Raw genomic sequence first — 13,120 nt, forward strand, 5'->3', positions numbered from 1 at the left:
GCCGCGGGACTAGATCTCGATCTCCGTCCCGAACTCCACGACCTGTCCGGTCGGCACGCCGAAGAACGCCGCCGACCGCTCGGCGTTGCGCTGCAGGAAGGCGAACAGCGATTCCCGCCACACCCACATGCCCGGAATGTCTTCCCGCGGAATGATGGTTTCGCGGCCGATGTAGTAGGTCACATCGGTCAGACGCACACCGGGCAGTTTGCCCTGACGGCAGGCGAGCTTCAGCCCTTCGTAAATGGTCGGATATTGCATGAAGCCGTAACGCAGGATGACCCGGATGATGCCCGGGGTTACGTCGTGAACCACAACGCGATCCTCGTCCGAGATGCGCGGGGATTCCTCGATCTGGACGGTGACCAGCAGCACGCGTTGGTGCAGCACGTGGTTGTGCTTGACGAACTGGGTCAAGGCGAGCGGCACGCCTTTAGGGGCGGAGGCGAGGAATATGGCGGTGCCCGGCAGCCTGCTGTGGCACTTGTTGACCGCGGTCTCGATCAGATCTTCTTCCGGCTGACGCAGCTTGCTGCGCGCCGTCTCGACCAGTTTCACGCCGCCGCGCCAGGTCAGCATCAGAAACGCAACGGCGGCCGCAAGCAGCAGCGGGAACCAGCCGCCTTCGAACAGCTTGGTCGAGTTCGCCGCAAAGAAGATCGCGTCGATGATGAAGAAAAAGCCGTTCACGGCGATCACGATGATCGGCGAATAGCCCCACCGGATCGCGACCAGCGCTGCAAGCAGCGTGGTGATCGCCATCAACAGCGACACTGCGATGCCGTAGGCGCCGGCGAGCGCGTCCGAGGTGCCGAAGGCCAGCACCGCGCCGAGCGTTCCCGCGGCGAGCAGCCAGTTCACCAGCGGCACGTAGATCTGCCCGATCGCATCGCTCGTGGTGTGCTCGATGTGCATGCGCGGCAGGAAGCCGAGCTGGATCGATTGCTGGGTCAGCGAGAACACACCCGAGATGATGGCCTGCGAGGCAATCACGGTAGCGATGGTCGCGAGCAGGACGAGCGGGTAATGCGACCAGTCAGGCGACAGCTGGAAGAACGGGTTTTCGATCGCGGTCGGATCGGTGATCAACAGCGCGGCCTGGCCGAAATAGTTCAGCACCAGGGCAGGCAGGCAGACGGCGAACCAGGCGAGCCGGATCGGAAAGCGGCCGAAATGTCCCATGTCGGCATACATCGCCTCACCGCCGGTGACCGCGAGGAAGGCGGCGCCGAGGATGGCGAAGCTGACGTGAAAATCCTGATGGATCAGGAAGTCGAATGCATAAAGCGGGCTCAGCGCAACCAGCACGCCGGGCGCCTTGACGATGCCGTGAACGCCGAGCGCTGCCAGCACGGCGAACCAGAACAGCATCACCGGACCGAAGATCCTCCCGATGAAGCCGGTGCCCTGCTTCTGCATCATGAACAGGCCGATCAGGATGACGACGGTGATCGGCACCACCGCAGGGGTCAGCGAGGGCGCGTCGACCTTGAGGCCTTCGATCGCCGACAGCACCGAGATGGCCGGCGTGATGGCGCCGTCGCCGTAGAGCAGGGCGGCGCCGATCAGGCCGACCACCAGAAGGTGGGCGCGCCAGGTGCCGGGCGCCGCGTTGCGCGCCGAGAGCAGCGCCAATAGCGCGACGATGCCGCCTTCGCCGCGGTTGTCGGCGCGCAGGATCAGCATCGCGTATTTGATCGAGATGATGAGGATCAGCGCCCACAGGATCAGCGAGACCACGCCGAGCACCGCGCTCTCGGTAAGCGGACCGCCATGGGTGGCGGCCTTGGCTGCTTCCTTCAGGGCGTAGAGGGGACTGGTGCCGATGTCGCCATAGACGACGCCGAGGGCACCGAGCGTGACGGCAACCGGGATCGGACTGGACGGGGGGTGGCCAGAAGAAACGATGGCGGGCGTACTCGTCACGGCAATCCCCCGATGTCTTGCGCGCGCCAGGTCATCCGGCCAGGCGCCTTAGACGATAGTCTGCGACGGGACGTCGCAAATTACCATTGGGTTTTGTGTGACGGCCCGACCTTACGCCAGGCTGACGACCGGCTTCGCTTGAATACGCGCTACGGGGTACGGTCTGCGGTGACCAGGCGGGCTTCGCGAACCACCGTCTTGTTGCCGGCGGTGCGCAGGCACGAGGCCTCGAAATTCGGCCAGGCCTGCTGCGAGCAGTCCTTGCCGATCGGGTGGACGTCGAGACGGTCGCTCTTGGCCAGCGGCTGCGGGGTGGAGGCTTCGACCTGCGGCGCAAAGCCCGGCAGCACGGTGAGCGCGGCGGCAATGAACGCGGCCACAGCGACGGCGGAAAGTGCCTTGATCATGACGGTCCCCAGTTGATCGGGCCGCCCGGGCCCATCGTTTCGTTGTCGAATGTCTACCGGCCGCAAGTTTCCTGGTGTCTTCGCCACCCCGGGAAATGGTTTCGTCACGGGCCGGTTTTGTTTCGTCCGCCAACGGCCGACGAAACATTCACCCCCGTAGACGCTGGCATCCCAGGACTCGTTCACCGGACGACTGGAAATTTGTTTCGAGCAGGCGATGGAACCCGGGCGGCTTGCCGGGGAGAGCCGGGCGGGTTAGGAGGGACCATGTCCCGTATCGCGATCTATCCTGGCTCCTTCGATCCCGTCACCAACGGCCATCTGGACGTGGTGAAACAGGCAGTCTTCCTCTGCGACCGCCTGATCGTCGCCATTGGCGTCCATCCCGGCAAGAAGCCGCTGTTTTCCACCGAGGAACGGCTGGCCATGGTCCATGAGGTGTTCGGCCCCATCGCCCAGCAGGCGGGCTGCGCCTTCGAGAGCGCGACCTATGACAACCTCACGGTGGCGGCGGCGCGCGCGACCAAGGCCACGTTGATGATTCGCGGCCTGCGCGACGGCACCGATCTCGATTACGAGATGCAGCTTGCCGGCATGAACGAGGCCATGGCGCCCGAGGTGCATACCGTGTTCGTTCCGGCGTCGGTCGCGGTCCGCCCGATCACCGCCACACTGGTGCGCCAAATCGCCCAGATGGGCGGCGACTTCTCTGCATTCGTGCCGTCATCGGTTGCCGCTAGCCTGAAGGCCAAGTTCGCCGGCTGATCCCGGCGGCCTGCCACACCCCGATCGTTAAAGCTCCGGAGTTGCCATGATCCGCATTCTTGCATTCGTTGCCGCGCTGCTCTGCGCCGTGCCCGTGGTCGCGCAGTCGCTGCCGGCCAATCTCGACAAGGCCGATGCGATCGTGATCGACACCACCAAGGGCCGCATCGTCATCAAGCTGCGCACCGACATTGCGCCCAAGCATGCCGAGCGCATCAAGCAGCTGGCGCGCGAGGGCTTCTACAACAACGTGCCGTTCCATCGCGTGATGGACGGCTTCATGGCGCAGACCGGCGACGGCCAGAACTTCAACGGCACCGGCGGCTCGAAATATCCGAACCTGAAGCAGGAATTCTCCCAGGTGCCGTTCAAGCGCGGCATCGTCGGCATGGCCCGGCGCGGCGACAGCGTCGACAGCGCCAATTCGCAGTTCTTCATCATGTTCGCCGACGGACCGAGCCTGAATGGCCAGTACACCGTGATCGGTGAGGTGGTGCAGGGCATGGACGTGGTCGACAAGCTGAAGAAGGCGTCTGCGGGCTCGCCTGGCGGAGCCGTCACTGATCCCGACAAGATGGTGAAGGTGCAGGTCGCATCCGACATCAAGTGATCCGCGATGGCGGCGCGCAGCAAACCATGTGCCTGGTTCGCCGCGCCGCTGCTGGTGTGGCTCGCGCTGACCGGATCTGCGGCGGCCGAGCCGGAGCAACTCAATACGATCAAGGACGTTGTTCTTGCCATCCACCGCTGCTGGCGGCCGCCGGCGGCGGACAAGGCCGGCCCGATCGACATCACCGTCATTGTCAGCTTCAACCGCGAGGGCGCGATCCTCGGACATCCCAGGATCAGCTATGAATCGCAGGAGGCGACCGACAACGACCGGATTGCATACCGGGTCGCGGTGATGGAGGCGTTGCAACGCTGCACGCCGTTGCCATTTACCGAGAGTCTCGGCGGCGCAGTCGCCGGCCGCCCATTCGCGATCCCGTTCAGGAATAAGAAGTATCCACCCCGAAGCCAGGAGAAGCGAGCATGGCTGCTACCGAAAATACTCTGATCCTCGAAACCACGCAGGGCCCGGTCACGATCGAGATGCGCCCGGATCTCGCGCCCGGCCACGTCGCGCGGATCAAGGAGCTGGTGCGCGAGGGCTTCTACGACGGCATCGTGTTCCACCGCGTGATCGACGGCTTCATGGCGCAGACCGGCTGCCCGCAGGGCACCGGCATGGGCGGCTCCGGCAAGAAGCTGAAGGCCGAATTCAACAAGGAGCCGCATGTCCGCGGCACCGCCTCGATGGCCCGCGCCGCCAATCCGGATTCCGGCGACAGCCAGTTCTTCATCTGCTTCGACGACGCCTCCTTCCTCAACGGCCAGTACACCGTCTGGGGCAAGGTCACCGAGGGCATGGAGAACGTCGACAAGATCAAGCGCGGCGAGCCGGTGAAGGATCCGGACAAGATCGTCAAGGCGCGCATGGCCGCCGACGCGGCGTAAGTCAAATACTCCGTCATTCCGGGGGCGATGCGCAGCATCGAACCCGGAATCTCCAGATTCCGGGTTCACGCTTCGCGTGCCCCGGAATGACGGCGCTGAAGTATTAGTCACCGCCATGCGCACCGATCTCTTCGACTTCGAACTGCCCCCGGAAAGCATCGCGCTTCGCCCCGCGAGCCCGCGCGATGCGGCGCGGATGCTGGTGGTGCATCCGGACGGCGTGCTGCGTGACGCCGCGATCGCCGACCTGCCGCGGTGGCTGGAGCCGGGCGATCAGATCGTCGTCAACGACACCAAGGTGATCGCGGCGCAGCTCAGGGGCCGCCGGATCGGGCGCGACACCGAACCGAAGATCGAGGCGACCTTGATCAAGCGGCTCGACGGCTCGCGCTGGCAGGCGCTGGTGAAGCCGGCGAAGAAGCTCAGCCCCGGCGACACCATCCGCTTCGGCAATGAGGGTAGGGTGTGCCTGCTCGGCAATCTCGATGCAGAGGTCGAGGCCAAGGGGCAGGAGGGCGAGGTGACGCTGTCATTCTCGTTCCATGGTCCGGTGCTCGACCAGGCGATCGCCGATGTCGGCGCCACGCCGCTGCCGCCCTACATCGCCTCCAAGCGCACGCCTGACGAGAAGGACGTCAGCGACTACCAGACCATGTTCGCCACCAATGAAGGCGCGGTCGCAGCGCCCACGGCGGGGCTGCATTTCACGCCCGCGCTGGAGGCCGCGCTGAAGAGCCGCGGCGTCGAGCTGCACCGCCTGACGCTGCATGTCGGGGCAGGGACGTTCCTGCCGGTGAAGACCGAGGAGACCTCGGAGCACAAGATGCATGCCGAATGGGGCTGCATCACCGCCGAGACCGCTTCCGCCTTGAATGCCGCGCGCGCAAGAGGCGGCCGGATCGTCGCGATTGGCACTACTTCGCTGCGGCTGCTGGAGAGTGCCGCCAGTGCCGACGGCACTATCGAGCCGTTTGCGGCGGAAACCTCGATCTTCATCACGCCGGGCTACCGCTTCCGCGCGGTCGATATTTTGCTGACCAACTTCCACCTGCCGCGCTCGACGCTGTTCATGCTGGTCTCGGCCTTCTCCGGCCTCGAGACGATGCAACGCGCCTACGCCCACGCGATCAGGGACGGCTACCGGTTCTATTCGTACGGCGATGCGTGCTTGCTGTTTCGGGCGCGAGGCTAGCTCCGCAAGCACGGCCGCTTCACCGTCACCCCCGCGCAACGGCTGCGCCATTGCGCGGGGATGACGGTTCTCGCATTCACGCCATCGCGCGTTCGGGCAGCAGCTCGGCGATCTGCACCGCGTTGAGGGCGGCGCCCTTGAGCAGCTGATCGGCCGCGACGAACATCGAGATCGAGTGGCCGCTGGGGTCGCTGAGATCCTTGCGGATGCGGCCGACCAGCACGTCGTCCTGGCCGGAGGCGTCGATCGGCATCGGGAAGTAGTTCTTGGCGCGATCGTCGACGACCTTGACGCCCGGCGCCCGCGCCATGATCGCGCGCACCTGGTCCTCGGTGATCGGCTTCTCGCATTCGAAGGTGATCGCCTCGCAATGCGCGCGCAGCACCGGCACCCGCACGCAGGTGACGCCGACCGCGATCTTCTCGTCCTCGAAGATCTTGTGGGTCTCCTTGATGACCTTGGTCTCCTCGTCGTTGTAGCCGGTCTCCGGATCAACAGCGGTGTTGTGGTTGAACAGGTTGAAGGCGTAGGGGTGCGGCATCACCTTCGGGGTGTAGACCTGACCGTTGAGATTGGCGCGAGTGGACTCGAGGAGCTCCTCCATCGCGGCTGCGCCGGCGCCGCTCGCGGCCTGGTAGGTCGAGATGATCACGCGCTTGATGCGGTTCTTCTGGTGGATCGGCCACAGCGGCACCAGCGCGGTGATGGCGGCGCAGTTCGGGTTGGCGATGATGCCCTTGTGGTCGCGGATGCGGTTGGCGTTGATCTCGGGGATCACCAGCGGCACGTTCGGGTCCATCCGGAACGCCGAGGAATTGTCGACCACGACGGCGCCGGACTTCACGGCAAGCGGCGCGAACTTCCTGGAGATGCCGCTGCCGGCCGAGAACAGTGCGATGTCGACGCCCTCGAAGGCGCGCTCGGTCAGTTCCTCGATCACGACCGGCTTGCCGCGGAAGCTGACGGTCTTGCCGGCCGAGCGGGCGCTCGCCAGCGCCTTCAGCTTGCCGACGCGGAAGCCGCGCTTGTCCATGGTGGCGATGAATTCGGCGCCGACGGCGCCGGTGACGCCGACAATCGCGACGACGGGATCGTTACTCACTTTATCCTCCATTTGAGATGCGTTGGGTGTGCTGCAGGCAATAAAAAAGCCCCGGACCTTCATCAGGCGGGGCTTCGGGTAGAGATGATGCGGTTCGACCGACTACGCGCGCACGCCTCCCGAGGCCCCGGAGGGCTTGGTGGTTTTGCTGGTGCGTTTGGTCGCGGTGATCATGGATCGGACTTATGCGGGACAGATCGGCGTCCGTCAACGGCTTTGGGGCGAAAACTTGGCGAGGGAGAACTTGGCATGGAAAACCTGGCAAGTCCCGCGCCGGGCCTCAGCGCCGGCGCGCGCCGGGCGGCTCGAGGATCACCTCTTTCAGATCGCTGCCGGCGAGCACGACGATGACGAAATTGAGCTTGCCGCGTTCGCGCATCAGGCCGCCGCTGATCGCCTTTCCGGAGGTCGTGTGCTCGGCCACCCGCACCGCGTCGGCGAGGCGATGCCGGAGCGCCCTGAGCACGACGAGGTTGTCACGGTCTTCGGCGCCGAGTGATTTCAGCGGCGCGGCGGCCTCGCCACCCACGACTTCGCCGGTCGCCGCGTCAATGGCGTGGCGCCAGATGCGGTCCTGCTGCATGGTCTTGACCCGGTAGACAGCGGGCTCCGACGCGCCGTCGAAGCTGATGTCGGCGGTGATCGAGCCGGAGTGCAGCGCCTCCGCAATCGCCATCGCCTTGCGCAGCGAGATCTGGGCGGCCTGGAAGCTGTCGAGCTCGCGGCGAACCGCGTGCACGTCGAGCGCGCTGTCGTTGTCTTGCGGGGTGAGCGCCGCGGCAGTTGAGCTCGTGATCGCGTACGCCGGCGTCGCGAAGGGCAGGGCAATGAGCGCGGTTGCCAGCAGCCGCATGCCGAATGCCCAATGCCGCAGTGCGTGTAATCGTCCCGTCGTCATGGTCGCATCCGTCGCGTCGAACCGCCGCCCGGGCAGAGAAAGTGCGGCCGACCTTTGTTAGTCAGAGGTCGGCCGCCGAACGTTCAGACGGAGCGATGGCGGCAGCTCCGTCGTGACGATCGAAGTTACAAGGCGACACGAAACCGTTGGGGGGCTGAACTTGGGTTCCGCGTCTCATTGCAACTAAACAATACGGTTTCGTTCTGTTTCCTTCAAGGCTCATCACGACAACGTGTGAGGCGATGCAACGATCCTAAAACTGTCAGCGAGCCGGGCGGCGGCGCGCCTTCGTCGTTTCCTTGGCCGCATCGCGAAGCCGGTCCTGCGGCCCGACGGCGCCGGCAAGAAACAGCCGGATCGAGACTTCCATCCGCGTCTCGGCGGTCTTCATGTCGATCGGAATTCCGAATGTCGCCATCCGGTGGGTATGGCCTACCACCATGTTGAGGAATGTCTCGGCCGCGATCGTGGTGTCCTCGAGATCGAGAACGCCTTTATCGACCAGATGATCGAAGAAATCCGCCGTGGTCGAAACCGCTTTCGACCAGCCCTCGTCGACGGCAAGCTTGGCGACCTCGGGGAAATTGATCGCCTGCGCGGTCAGGATCCGGCTGAAGGCGATGGAGTCGGCGCTGCAGTTGAGCACCAATAGCTGGCGTCCGAGCTCGGTCAGCCGTTCCTCGACCGAACCGTCGCAGTTGCCGCCGGTCTGCGCTTCGGCCGCCGCGGCGGCGAGCGGGGCCAGCCAGCGAGCGATCTCGCGGCGGAGCACCGCGGCGAACAGGCCGCGCTTGTCGCCATACTGCCCGTAGACGGTGGGCTTGCTGACGCGGGCGGCCTCGGCCACCGCGTCGATCGACGTCGCATCGAAGCCGCGATCGAGGAACAGGCGGGTGGCGACCTCGATCAGCCGCTGGTCGCGCTCGATCGCAGCGTCCCGCGTCGGCCGGCCGCCGCGTGACTTGATCACGCCACGCTTGGCCACCTTGGCCTTGGTTGCCGTCAATCCCATTTGCCCATTCATCTCATTGTGCGTCGGACGGGTCCGTCCGGTCTATAACCCGCGCGGTGCGGATTCGTCCATTCGGCGGTATCGGGAGCAGGCCGCTTACGGGGGCGTCGCGGTCCAGGCCTGCCCGGCGGCGGCCTTGTCGTATCCGTACTGGTAGAGCGCGCGCATATAGGCGGTGTCGAAGCCCTGCGTTTCCGGCGCCGGATAGTCGCGCTCGATGTAGGACAGATGGAAACCCAGCCGGTTGCGCCGGGCAAAATCATAGGTCGAGAGGATGACGGAGCGCGTCTGCGCCTGCGTGATCGCCGAAATGCTGCGCGAGGCGACGTCGATCGTCGAGTTCGACACCAGCTCGAAGTTGCCTTCGAGCTTCTTGTTGACGAGGATGTAGATGTTCATGCGGCCATTGGCGGGCCAGCCGCGCTCGCGGAACAGCAGCGCGTCCGGCAATGTCAGCACCGGCGCGGTCACGCCGCCGTCGACATGCATCTCCTGGAAGCGCCGGCCCTGGCCCTCGGCGTCGATCATGATCGGCGGAAACACCAGCGGGATGCTGGCGGAGGCGGCCATCACGTCGCGAAACAGCTGCAGCGCCTCGGGCGTTCCGACGGCGGCGATCCGTCCCATGTCCCAGATCACCGTGCGCTGGGTGTCGAGATCGGTGGTGACGATCAGGAGCTTTCGGCCCTTGGCGTTTTCGCGCGCCACCTCGCTCAGGATGTCCGGACCGACATAACGCGCCACCAGTTCGCGCAGCCGCTTGTTGCCAAACAGGCCGGAGCCGAACAGCACCCGCATCAGGCTGGGGTCCTGCAGCAGGCTTTCCGCGATGCCCGAGGTGTAGACCTCCTTCAGCGTGTCGTCGTAGCGCGGGCCAAGGAAGGCAAATGGCGCAACCAGCCCGCCGGTGCTGACGCCGGAGACGACCGAAAAGGCCGGGCGGTTGCCGGCCGCGGTCCAGCCGTTGAGGACGCCCACGCCATAGGCGCCGTCGGCGCCGCCGCCGGAGAGGGCGAGGTAGGTCTTGATCGGGGCGAGGTCGCTCTTCTCGAGCTTGAATTTTGACGCCGGCTCGTCGGCATAGCGGCGCAGCCCGTCGAGGTCGAGCACCCGCGAATTGGCGGCATCAGCGGCCGTGTAGGGCATCCGCGGCAGCGAGCTGCAGGCCGAAAGCGCCAAGGCGAGGCCGCACAGCAGGACCGCTTGCCGGATCGCACGGGCAGCCGTCGTCCGAGGGCCGGCGGGCCGGACGCTAGGGGGTGAGACCATCTCTGCCAGTCACGTTCGCGGATTGACGTCGCTGCGGAAGCCGGTTGCCATATTGTCGTCATAAAACGACACTGTTTCGTTTTGTTTAACGGGGCTGCTGATGCAAGGCAAGCGTCCGGCCGGTTGTCCGTGTTCACGAAGTCGCGCGAGGGCCGTTATCCGACGGGTTGATCGGGCACCGGCGACACGCAATAAGCAGCCGCATGAATCTTCCCAATCATTTCGAGCTGCTGGCAACCGACGGCGCCGCCCGCACCGGGCGCCTGACCACGCCGCACGGCCTCGTGCGGACGCCCGCCTTCATGCCGGTCGGCACCGCGGGCGCGATGAAGGGCATGCATTGGCGCGAAGTGCGCGATGCCGGCGCCGATATCGTGCTCGGCAACACCTATCACCTGATGCTGCGGCCGGGCGCCGAGCGCATTGCCGGGCTTGGCGGCCTGCAGCGCTTCACCGGCTGGGGCGGCCCGATGTTGACGGATTCCGGCGGCTTCCAGGTGATGTCGCTGTCGGAGCTGCGCAAGGTGACCGAGAAAGCCGTGACCTTCCGCTCGCATATCGACGGCACCAAGGTCGAGCTGTCGCCGGAGCGCTCGATCGAGGTGCAGCGGCTGCTCGGCTCCGATATCGCCATGCAGATGGACGAATGCGTCCGGCTGCCGGCGGAGCGCGCCGACATCGAGCGCGCGATGCAGCTCTCGCTGCGCTGGGCCGAGCGCTCCAAGCACGCGTTCGAGGCGGCGCCGGACGGCTACATGCTGTTCGGCATCGTGCAGGGCGGGGACGTACCGGATCTGCGGCACGCCAGCGCGCGCGGGCTGACCGACATCGGCTTTCACGGTTACGCGATCGGAGGGCTCGCGGTCGGCGAGCCGCAGGCGGTGATGCTGGCGATGATCGAGGAGACCGCGCCGGCGCTCCCGGTCGATCGGCCGCGTTATCTGATGGGCGTCGGCACGCCGGAAGACATCCTCGAGGCGGTGGCGCGCGGGGTCGATATGTTCGACTGTGTGATGCCGACACGGAACGGACGCCACGGCATGGCGTTCACCCGCTTCGGGCAGATCAATTTGCGCAACGCCCGGCACGTCGACGATCCGCGTCCGCTCGACGACGAGAGCCCGTGGCCGGCGGCGAACGGCTATTCGCGCGCCTATCTGCATCATCTGGTGCGATCGGGCGAAACACTTGGGGCAATGCTGCTGTCCGAAATCAACGTCGCCTATTACCAGCAGTTGATGCAGGGCATCCGCGCTGCGGTGGCGAACGGCACGTTCGAGGACTTCAGAACGAAAACGCGCGCCGGTTGGGCGCGCGGTGACATCGCTCCAAGATGAGCTGTGTGATCAGTTGCACACGATCGGTTTCACCGCGTGTTTGGTCACGAACCCGTAACCGCAGTTGTCGCAGGTCCAGAGATAGCTGATCAGATTGTCGAACAGATACGCGGAGGCTTCCGCCGCCACCATGGAGTCAGCACACACCGGACAGGTCGGCAAATCGCTGCCGCGCGGATCGGGCCTGGACGCTGTGGTCGACAGAACTTCAGCGAGAGCTGGCATGTGACCTCCTTTGCGTTCTGAGCTGCACCTGACGAAAGTATATAGACGCATTTGTTTGACCTTGTCGCAACACAAATGCGTAGGTTTTACGTTATTTGCGTAGGTTCTTATTTTGCAATGCAACGAATTCGCGCCACGGCGGTTTCTCACTTGCGCGTCATGATGCGCTGCTTCTAATGAGACAAGACCGCATATTCCCAGCACATCCCGCTACAGGAGCCGCTTGATGGACGCGCCGTCGACAACGAGTGCAGTGCAACCCGGACGCGGCCGCGTCTTTGACTCCATCGTCGATGCGATCGGCTCCACGCCGATCGTGCGGCTGCGCAGATTGCCGCAGGCGGCTGGCGTCAACGCGACGATCCTCGCCAAGCTGGAATACTTCAATCCGGCGGCCAGCGTGAAAGACCGCATCGGCGCGGCGATGATCGTGGCGATGGAGAAGGCCGGTATCATCAACGCCGACACCGTGCTGATCGAGCCGACCTCGGGCAACACCGGGATTGCGCTTGCCTATGTCGCGGCCTCGCGCGGCTATCGGCTCAAGCTCGTCATGCCGGAATCGATGTCGATCGAGCGGCGGCGGATGCTGGCCTTTCTCGGCGCGGAGATTGTGCTGACCCCGGCCGCGCAGGGCATGAAGGGCTCGATCGCGACCGCGGAAGAATTGGTGCGCACGACGCCCAACGCTGTCATGCCGCAGCAGTTCAAGAACCTCGCCAATCCCGAGATCCATCGCCGCACCACCGCCGAGGAAATCTGGAACGACACCGGCGGCAACATCGATTACTTCGTCGCCGGCGTTGGCACCGGCGGCACCATCACCGGCGTTGGTCAGGTGCTGAAGCCGCGCAAGCCGTCATTGCGCGTCGTCGCGGTGGAGCCGGAAGAGAGCCCGGTGCTGTCGGGCGGCCAGCACACGCCGCACAAGATCCAGGGCATCGGCGCCGGCTTCATCCCTGACATCCTCGACCGATCCGTGATCGACGAGATCGTCAAGGTCAACAGCGCGACCGCGATCGAGACCGCGCGCGAGCTGGCGCGCAACGAAGGCATCCCCGGCGGTATCTCGTCGGGTGCCGCGATCGCAGCCGCCTTGCAGATCGGCAGGCGGCCGGAAGCGGCAGGCAAAACCATTCTGGCGATTGTGCCGTCATTCTCGGAGCGCTATCTGTCCACGGTACTGTTTGAAGGAATCTGAGACACAGGAATCCAGCATATGGCCGACCAGCCGAGGCGACCGCGAACCCTGAACGATGCCCGCAGCGAAGCCGAGGCGGCGTTCAAGCGCGCCACCACCAAGGTCGCGGACGCGGTGCCAAAGACCGTTGCTGTCCCCGGCGTCCGCGAGCAGGTCACGCTGCGGATCGATCAGGACGTGCTGGAGTATTTCCAGGCGGGCGGCCCCGGCTGGCAGGACCGCATCAACGCGGCGCTGCGCAAGGCCGCCGGAAAGTAACACGCCTTCGAAACCAGGGGGCCCGGGACGA

General features: G+C 65.3%; 15 protein-coding genes. 8 read left to right on the plus strand and 7 right to left on the minus strand.

Translation table 11 applies throughout. The annotated features are described in order from the left end of the window. Positions 1–9: 9 nt before the first annotated feature. Complete coding sequence (locus XI02_RS21740; protein WP_050994263.1) at positions 10–1,908, minus strand: potassium transporter Kup; 1,899 nt, start codon at positions 1,906–1,908, stop codon at positions 10–12. A 167-nt stretch (positions 1,909–2,075) separates the two neighbouring features. Then, positions 2,076–2,333, minus strand: coding sequence for a hypothetical protein (locus XI02_RS21745; RefSeq protein ID WP_016846093.1), 258 nt, complete (start codon positions 2,331–2,333; stop codon positions 2,076–2,078). Between the two features lie 267 nt (positions 2,334–2,600). On the opposite strand from XI02_RS21745, the gene coaD reads away from it, so the two are divergent. From coaD to queA, 5 genes are all read left to right on the plus strand, one after another. Then, positions 2,601–3,098: a pantetheine-phosphate adenylyltransferase gene (gene coaD / locus XI02_RS21750; RefSeq protein WP_016846094.1), complete on the plus strand. Its 498-nt coding sequence runs from the start codon at positions 2,601–2,603 to the stop codon at positions 3,096–3,098. A 46-nt stretch (positions 3,099–3,144) separates the two neighbouring features. Continuing rightward, positions 3,145–3,708: a peptidylprolyl isomerase gene (locus XI02_RS21755; protein WP_016846095.1), complete on the plus strand. Its 564-nt coding sequence runs from the start codon at positions 3,145–3,147 to the stop codon at positions 3,706–3,708. 6 nt (positions 3,709–3,714) lie between these two features. Further along, a complete protein-coding gene (locus XI02_RS21760) occupies positions 3,715–4,155 on the plus strand; it encodes a hypothetical protein (protein ID WP_172648009.1) in 441 nt (146 codons plus the stop codon). After that, positions 4,131–4,595, plus strand: coding sequence for a peptidylprolyl isomerase (locus XI02_RS21765; RefSeq protein WP_016846097.1), 465 nt, complete (start codon positions 4,131–4,133; stop codon positions 4,593–4,595). Before XI02_RS21760 ends, XI02_RS21765 begins: the two co-directional genes overlap by 25 nt. 115 nt (positions 4,596–4,710) lie before the next feature. Further along, positions 4,711–5,787: a tRNA preQ1(34) S-adenosylmethionine ribosyltransferase-isomerase QueA gene (gene queA, locus XI02_RS21770; RefSeq protein ID WP_172648008.1), complete on the plus strand. Its 1,077-nt coding sequence runs from the start codon at positions 4,711–4,713 to the stop codon at positions 5,785–5,787. A gap of 76 nt (positions 5,788–5,863) precedes the next feature. On the opposite strand, the gene XI02_RS21775 is transcribed toward queA, so the two are convergent. From XI02_RS21775 to XI02_RS21790, 4 genes are all read right to left on the minus strand, one after another. Further along, positions 5,864–6,901: an aspartate-semialdehyde dehydrogenase gene (locus XI02_RS21775; RefSeq protein WP_018271561.1), complete on the minus strand. Its 1,038-nt coding sequence runs from the start codon at positions 6,899–6,901 to the stop codon at positions 5,864–5,866. Between the two features lie 268 nt (positions 6,902–7,169). Beyond that, positions 7,170–7,742, minus strand: coding sequence for a PepSY domain-containing protein (locus XI02_RS21780; RefSeq protein ID WP_018271562.1), 573 nt, complete (start codon positions 7,740–7,742; stop codon positions 7,170–7,172). A 307-nt stretch (positions 7,743–8,049) separates the two neighbouring features. Beyond that, positions 8,050–8,799 (minus strand): TetR/AcrR family transcriptional regulator, encoded by a 750-nt coding sequence (locus tag XI02_RS21785; RefSeq protein WP_018271563.1) that lies wholly within the window; start codon positions 8,797–8,799, stop codon positions 8,050–8,052. A gap of 96 nt (positions 8,800–8,895) precedes the next feature. Beyond that, positions 8,896–10,068 carry a patatin-like phospholipase family protein gene (locus XI02_RS21790; protein WP_370143555.1) on the minus strand — a complete coding sequence of 391 codons (1,173 nt, stop codon included), beginning with the start codon at positions 10,066–10,068 and terminating at the stop codon, positions 8,896–8,898. A 203-nt stretch (positions 10,069–10,271) separates the two neighbouring features. Here XI02_RS21790 and tgt point away from each other — a divergent pair, with 203 nt between their 5' ends. Then, positions 10,272–11,405: a tRNA guanosine(34) transglycosylase Tgt gene (tgt, locus tag XI02_RS21795; RefSeq protein ID WP_172648007.1), complete on the plus strand. Its 1,134-nt coding sequence runs from the start codon at positions 10,272–10,274 to the stop codon at positions 11,403–11,405. 9 nt (positions 11,406–11,414) lie between these two features. On the opposite strand, the gene XI02_RS21800 is transcribed toward tgt, so the two are convergent. Next, positions 11,415–11,630 carry a hypothetical protein gene (locus XI02_RS21800; protein WP_026192745.1) on the minus strand — a complete coding sequence of 72 codons (216 nt, stop codon included), beginning with the start codon at positions 11,628–11,630 and terminating at the stop codon, positions 11,415–11,417. 226 nt (positions 11,631–11,856) lie between these two features. Between XI02_RS21800 and cysK the strand changes: the two genes are divergently transcribed. Together cysK and XI02_RS21810 are read left to right on the plus strand one after the other, a co-directional pair. Beyond that, positions 11,857–12,831, plus strand: a complete 975-nt coding sequence (gene cysK, locus XI02_RS21805) for a cysteine synthase A (RefSeq protein ID WP_018271566.1) — start codon at positions 11,857–11,859, stop codon at positions 12,829–12,831. A gap of 18 nt (positions 12,832–12,849) precedes the next feature. Beyond that, on the plus strand, positions 12,850–13,089 hold the full coding sequence (locus XI02_RS21810; RefSeq protein ID WP_018271567.1) for a BrnA antitoxin family protein: 240 nt from the start codon (positions 12,850–12,852) through the stop codon (positions 13,087–13,089). The last annotated feature ends 31 nt before the right edge of the window (positions 13,090–13,120 follow it).

The organism is Bradyrhizobium sp. CCBAU 21365 (assembly GCF_015291305.1).
Taxonomy (GTDB): domain Bacteria; phylum Pseudomonadota; class Alphaproteobacteria; order Rhizobiales; family Xanthobacteraceae; genus Bradyrhizobium; species Bradyrhizobium elkanii.

Excerpts from the sequence above, each read along its gene's own strand:
- XI02_RS21745 (WP_016846093.1), bottom strand. The coding sequence starts at position 2,333 with ATGATCAAGGCACTTTCCGCCGTCGCTGTGGCCGCGTTCATTGCCGCC.
- coaD (WP_016846094.1), top strand. The coding sequence starts at position 2,601 with ATGTCCCGTATCGCGATCTATCCTGGCTCCTTCGATCCCGTCACCAAC.
- XI02_RS21755 (WP_016846095.1), top strand. The coding sequence starts at position 3,145 with ATGATCCGCATTCTTGCATTCGTTGCCGCGCTGCTCTGCGCCGTGCCC.
- XI02_RS21760 (WP_172648009.1), top strand. The coding sequence starts at position 3,715 with ATGGCGGCGCGCAGCAAACCATGTGCCTGGTTCGCCGCGCCGCTGCTG.
- XI02_RS21765 (WP_016846097.1), top strand. The coding sequence starts at position 4,131 with ATGGCTGCTACCGAAAATACTCTGATCCTCGAAACCACGCAGGGCCCG.
- queA (WP_172648008.1), top strand. The coding sequence starts at position 4,711 with ATGCGCACCGATCTCTTCGACTTCGAACTGCCCCCGGAAAGCATCGCG.
- XI02_RS21775 (WP_018271561.1), bottom strand. The coding sequence starts at position 6,901 with ATGGAGGATAAAGTGAGTAACGATCCCGTCGTCGCGATTGTCGGCGTC.
- XI02_RS21780 (WP_018271562.1), bottom strand. The coding sequence starts at position 7,742 with ATGCGGCTGCTGGCAACCGCGCTCATTGCCCTGCCCTTCGCGACGCCG.
- XI02_RS21785 (WP_018271563.1), bottom strand. The coding sequence starts at position 8,799 with ATGGGATTGACGGCAACCAAGGCCAAGGTGGCCAAGCGTGGCGTGATC.
- XI02_RS21790 (WP_370143555.1), bottom strand. The coding sequence starts at position 10,068 with ATGGTCTCACCCCCTAGCGTCCGGCCCGCCGGCCCTCGGACGACGGCT.
- tgt (WP_172648007.1), top strand. The coding sequence starts at position 10,272 with ATGAATCTTCCCAATCATTTCGAGCTGCTGGCAACCGACGGCGCCGCC.
- XI02_RS21800 (WP_026192745.1), bottom strand. The coding sequence starts at position 11,630 with ATGCCAGCTCTCGCTGAAGTTCTGTCGACCACAGCGTCCAGGCCCGAT.
- cysK (WP_018271566.1), top strand. The coding sequence starts at position 11,857 with ATGGACGCGCCGTCGACAACGAGTGCAGTGCAACCCGGACGCGGCCGC.
- XI02_RS21810 (WP_018271567.1), top strand. The coding sequence starts at position 12,850 with ATGGCCGACCAGCCGAGGCGACCGCGAACCCTGAACGATGCCCGCAGC.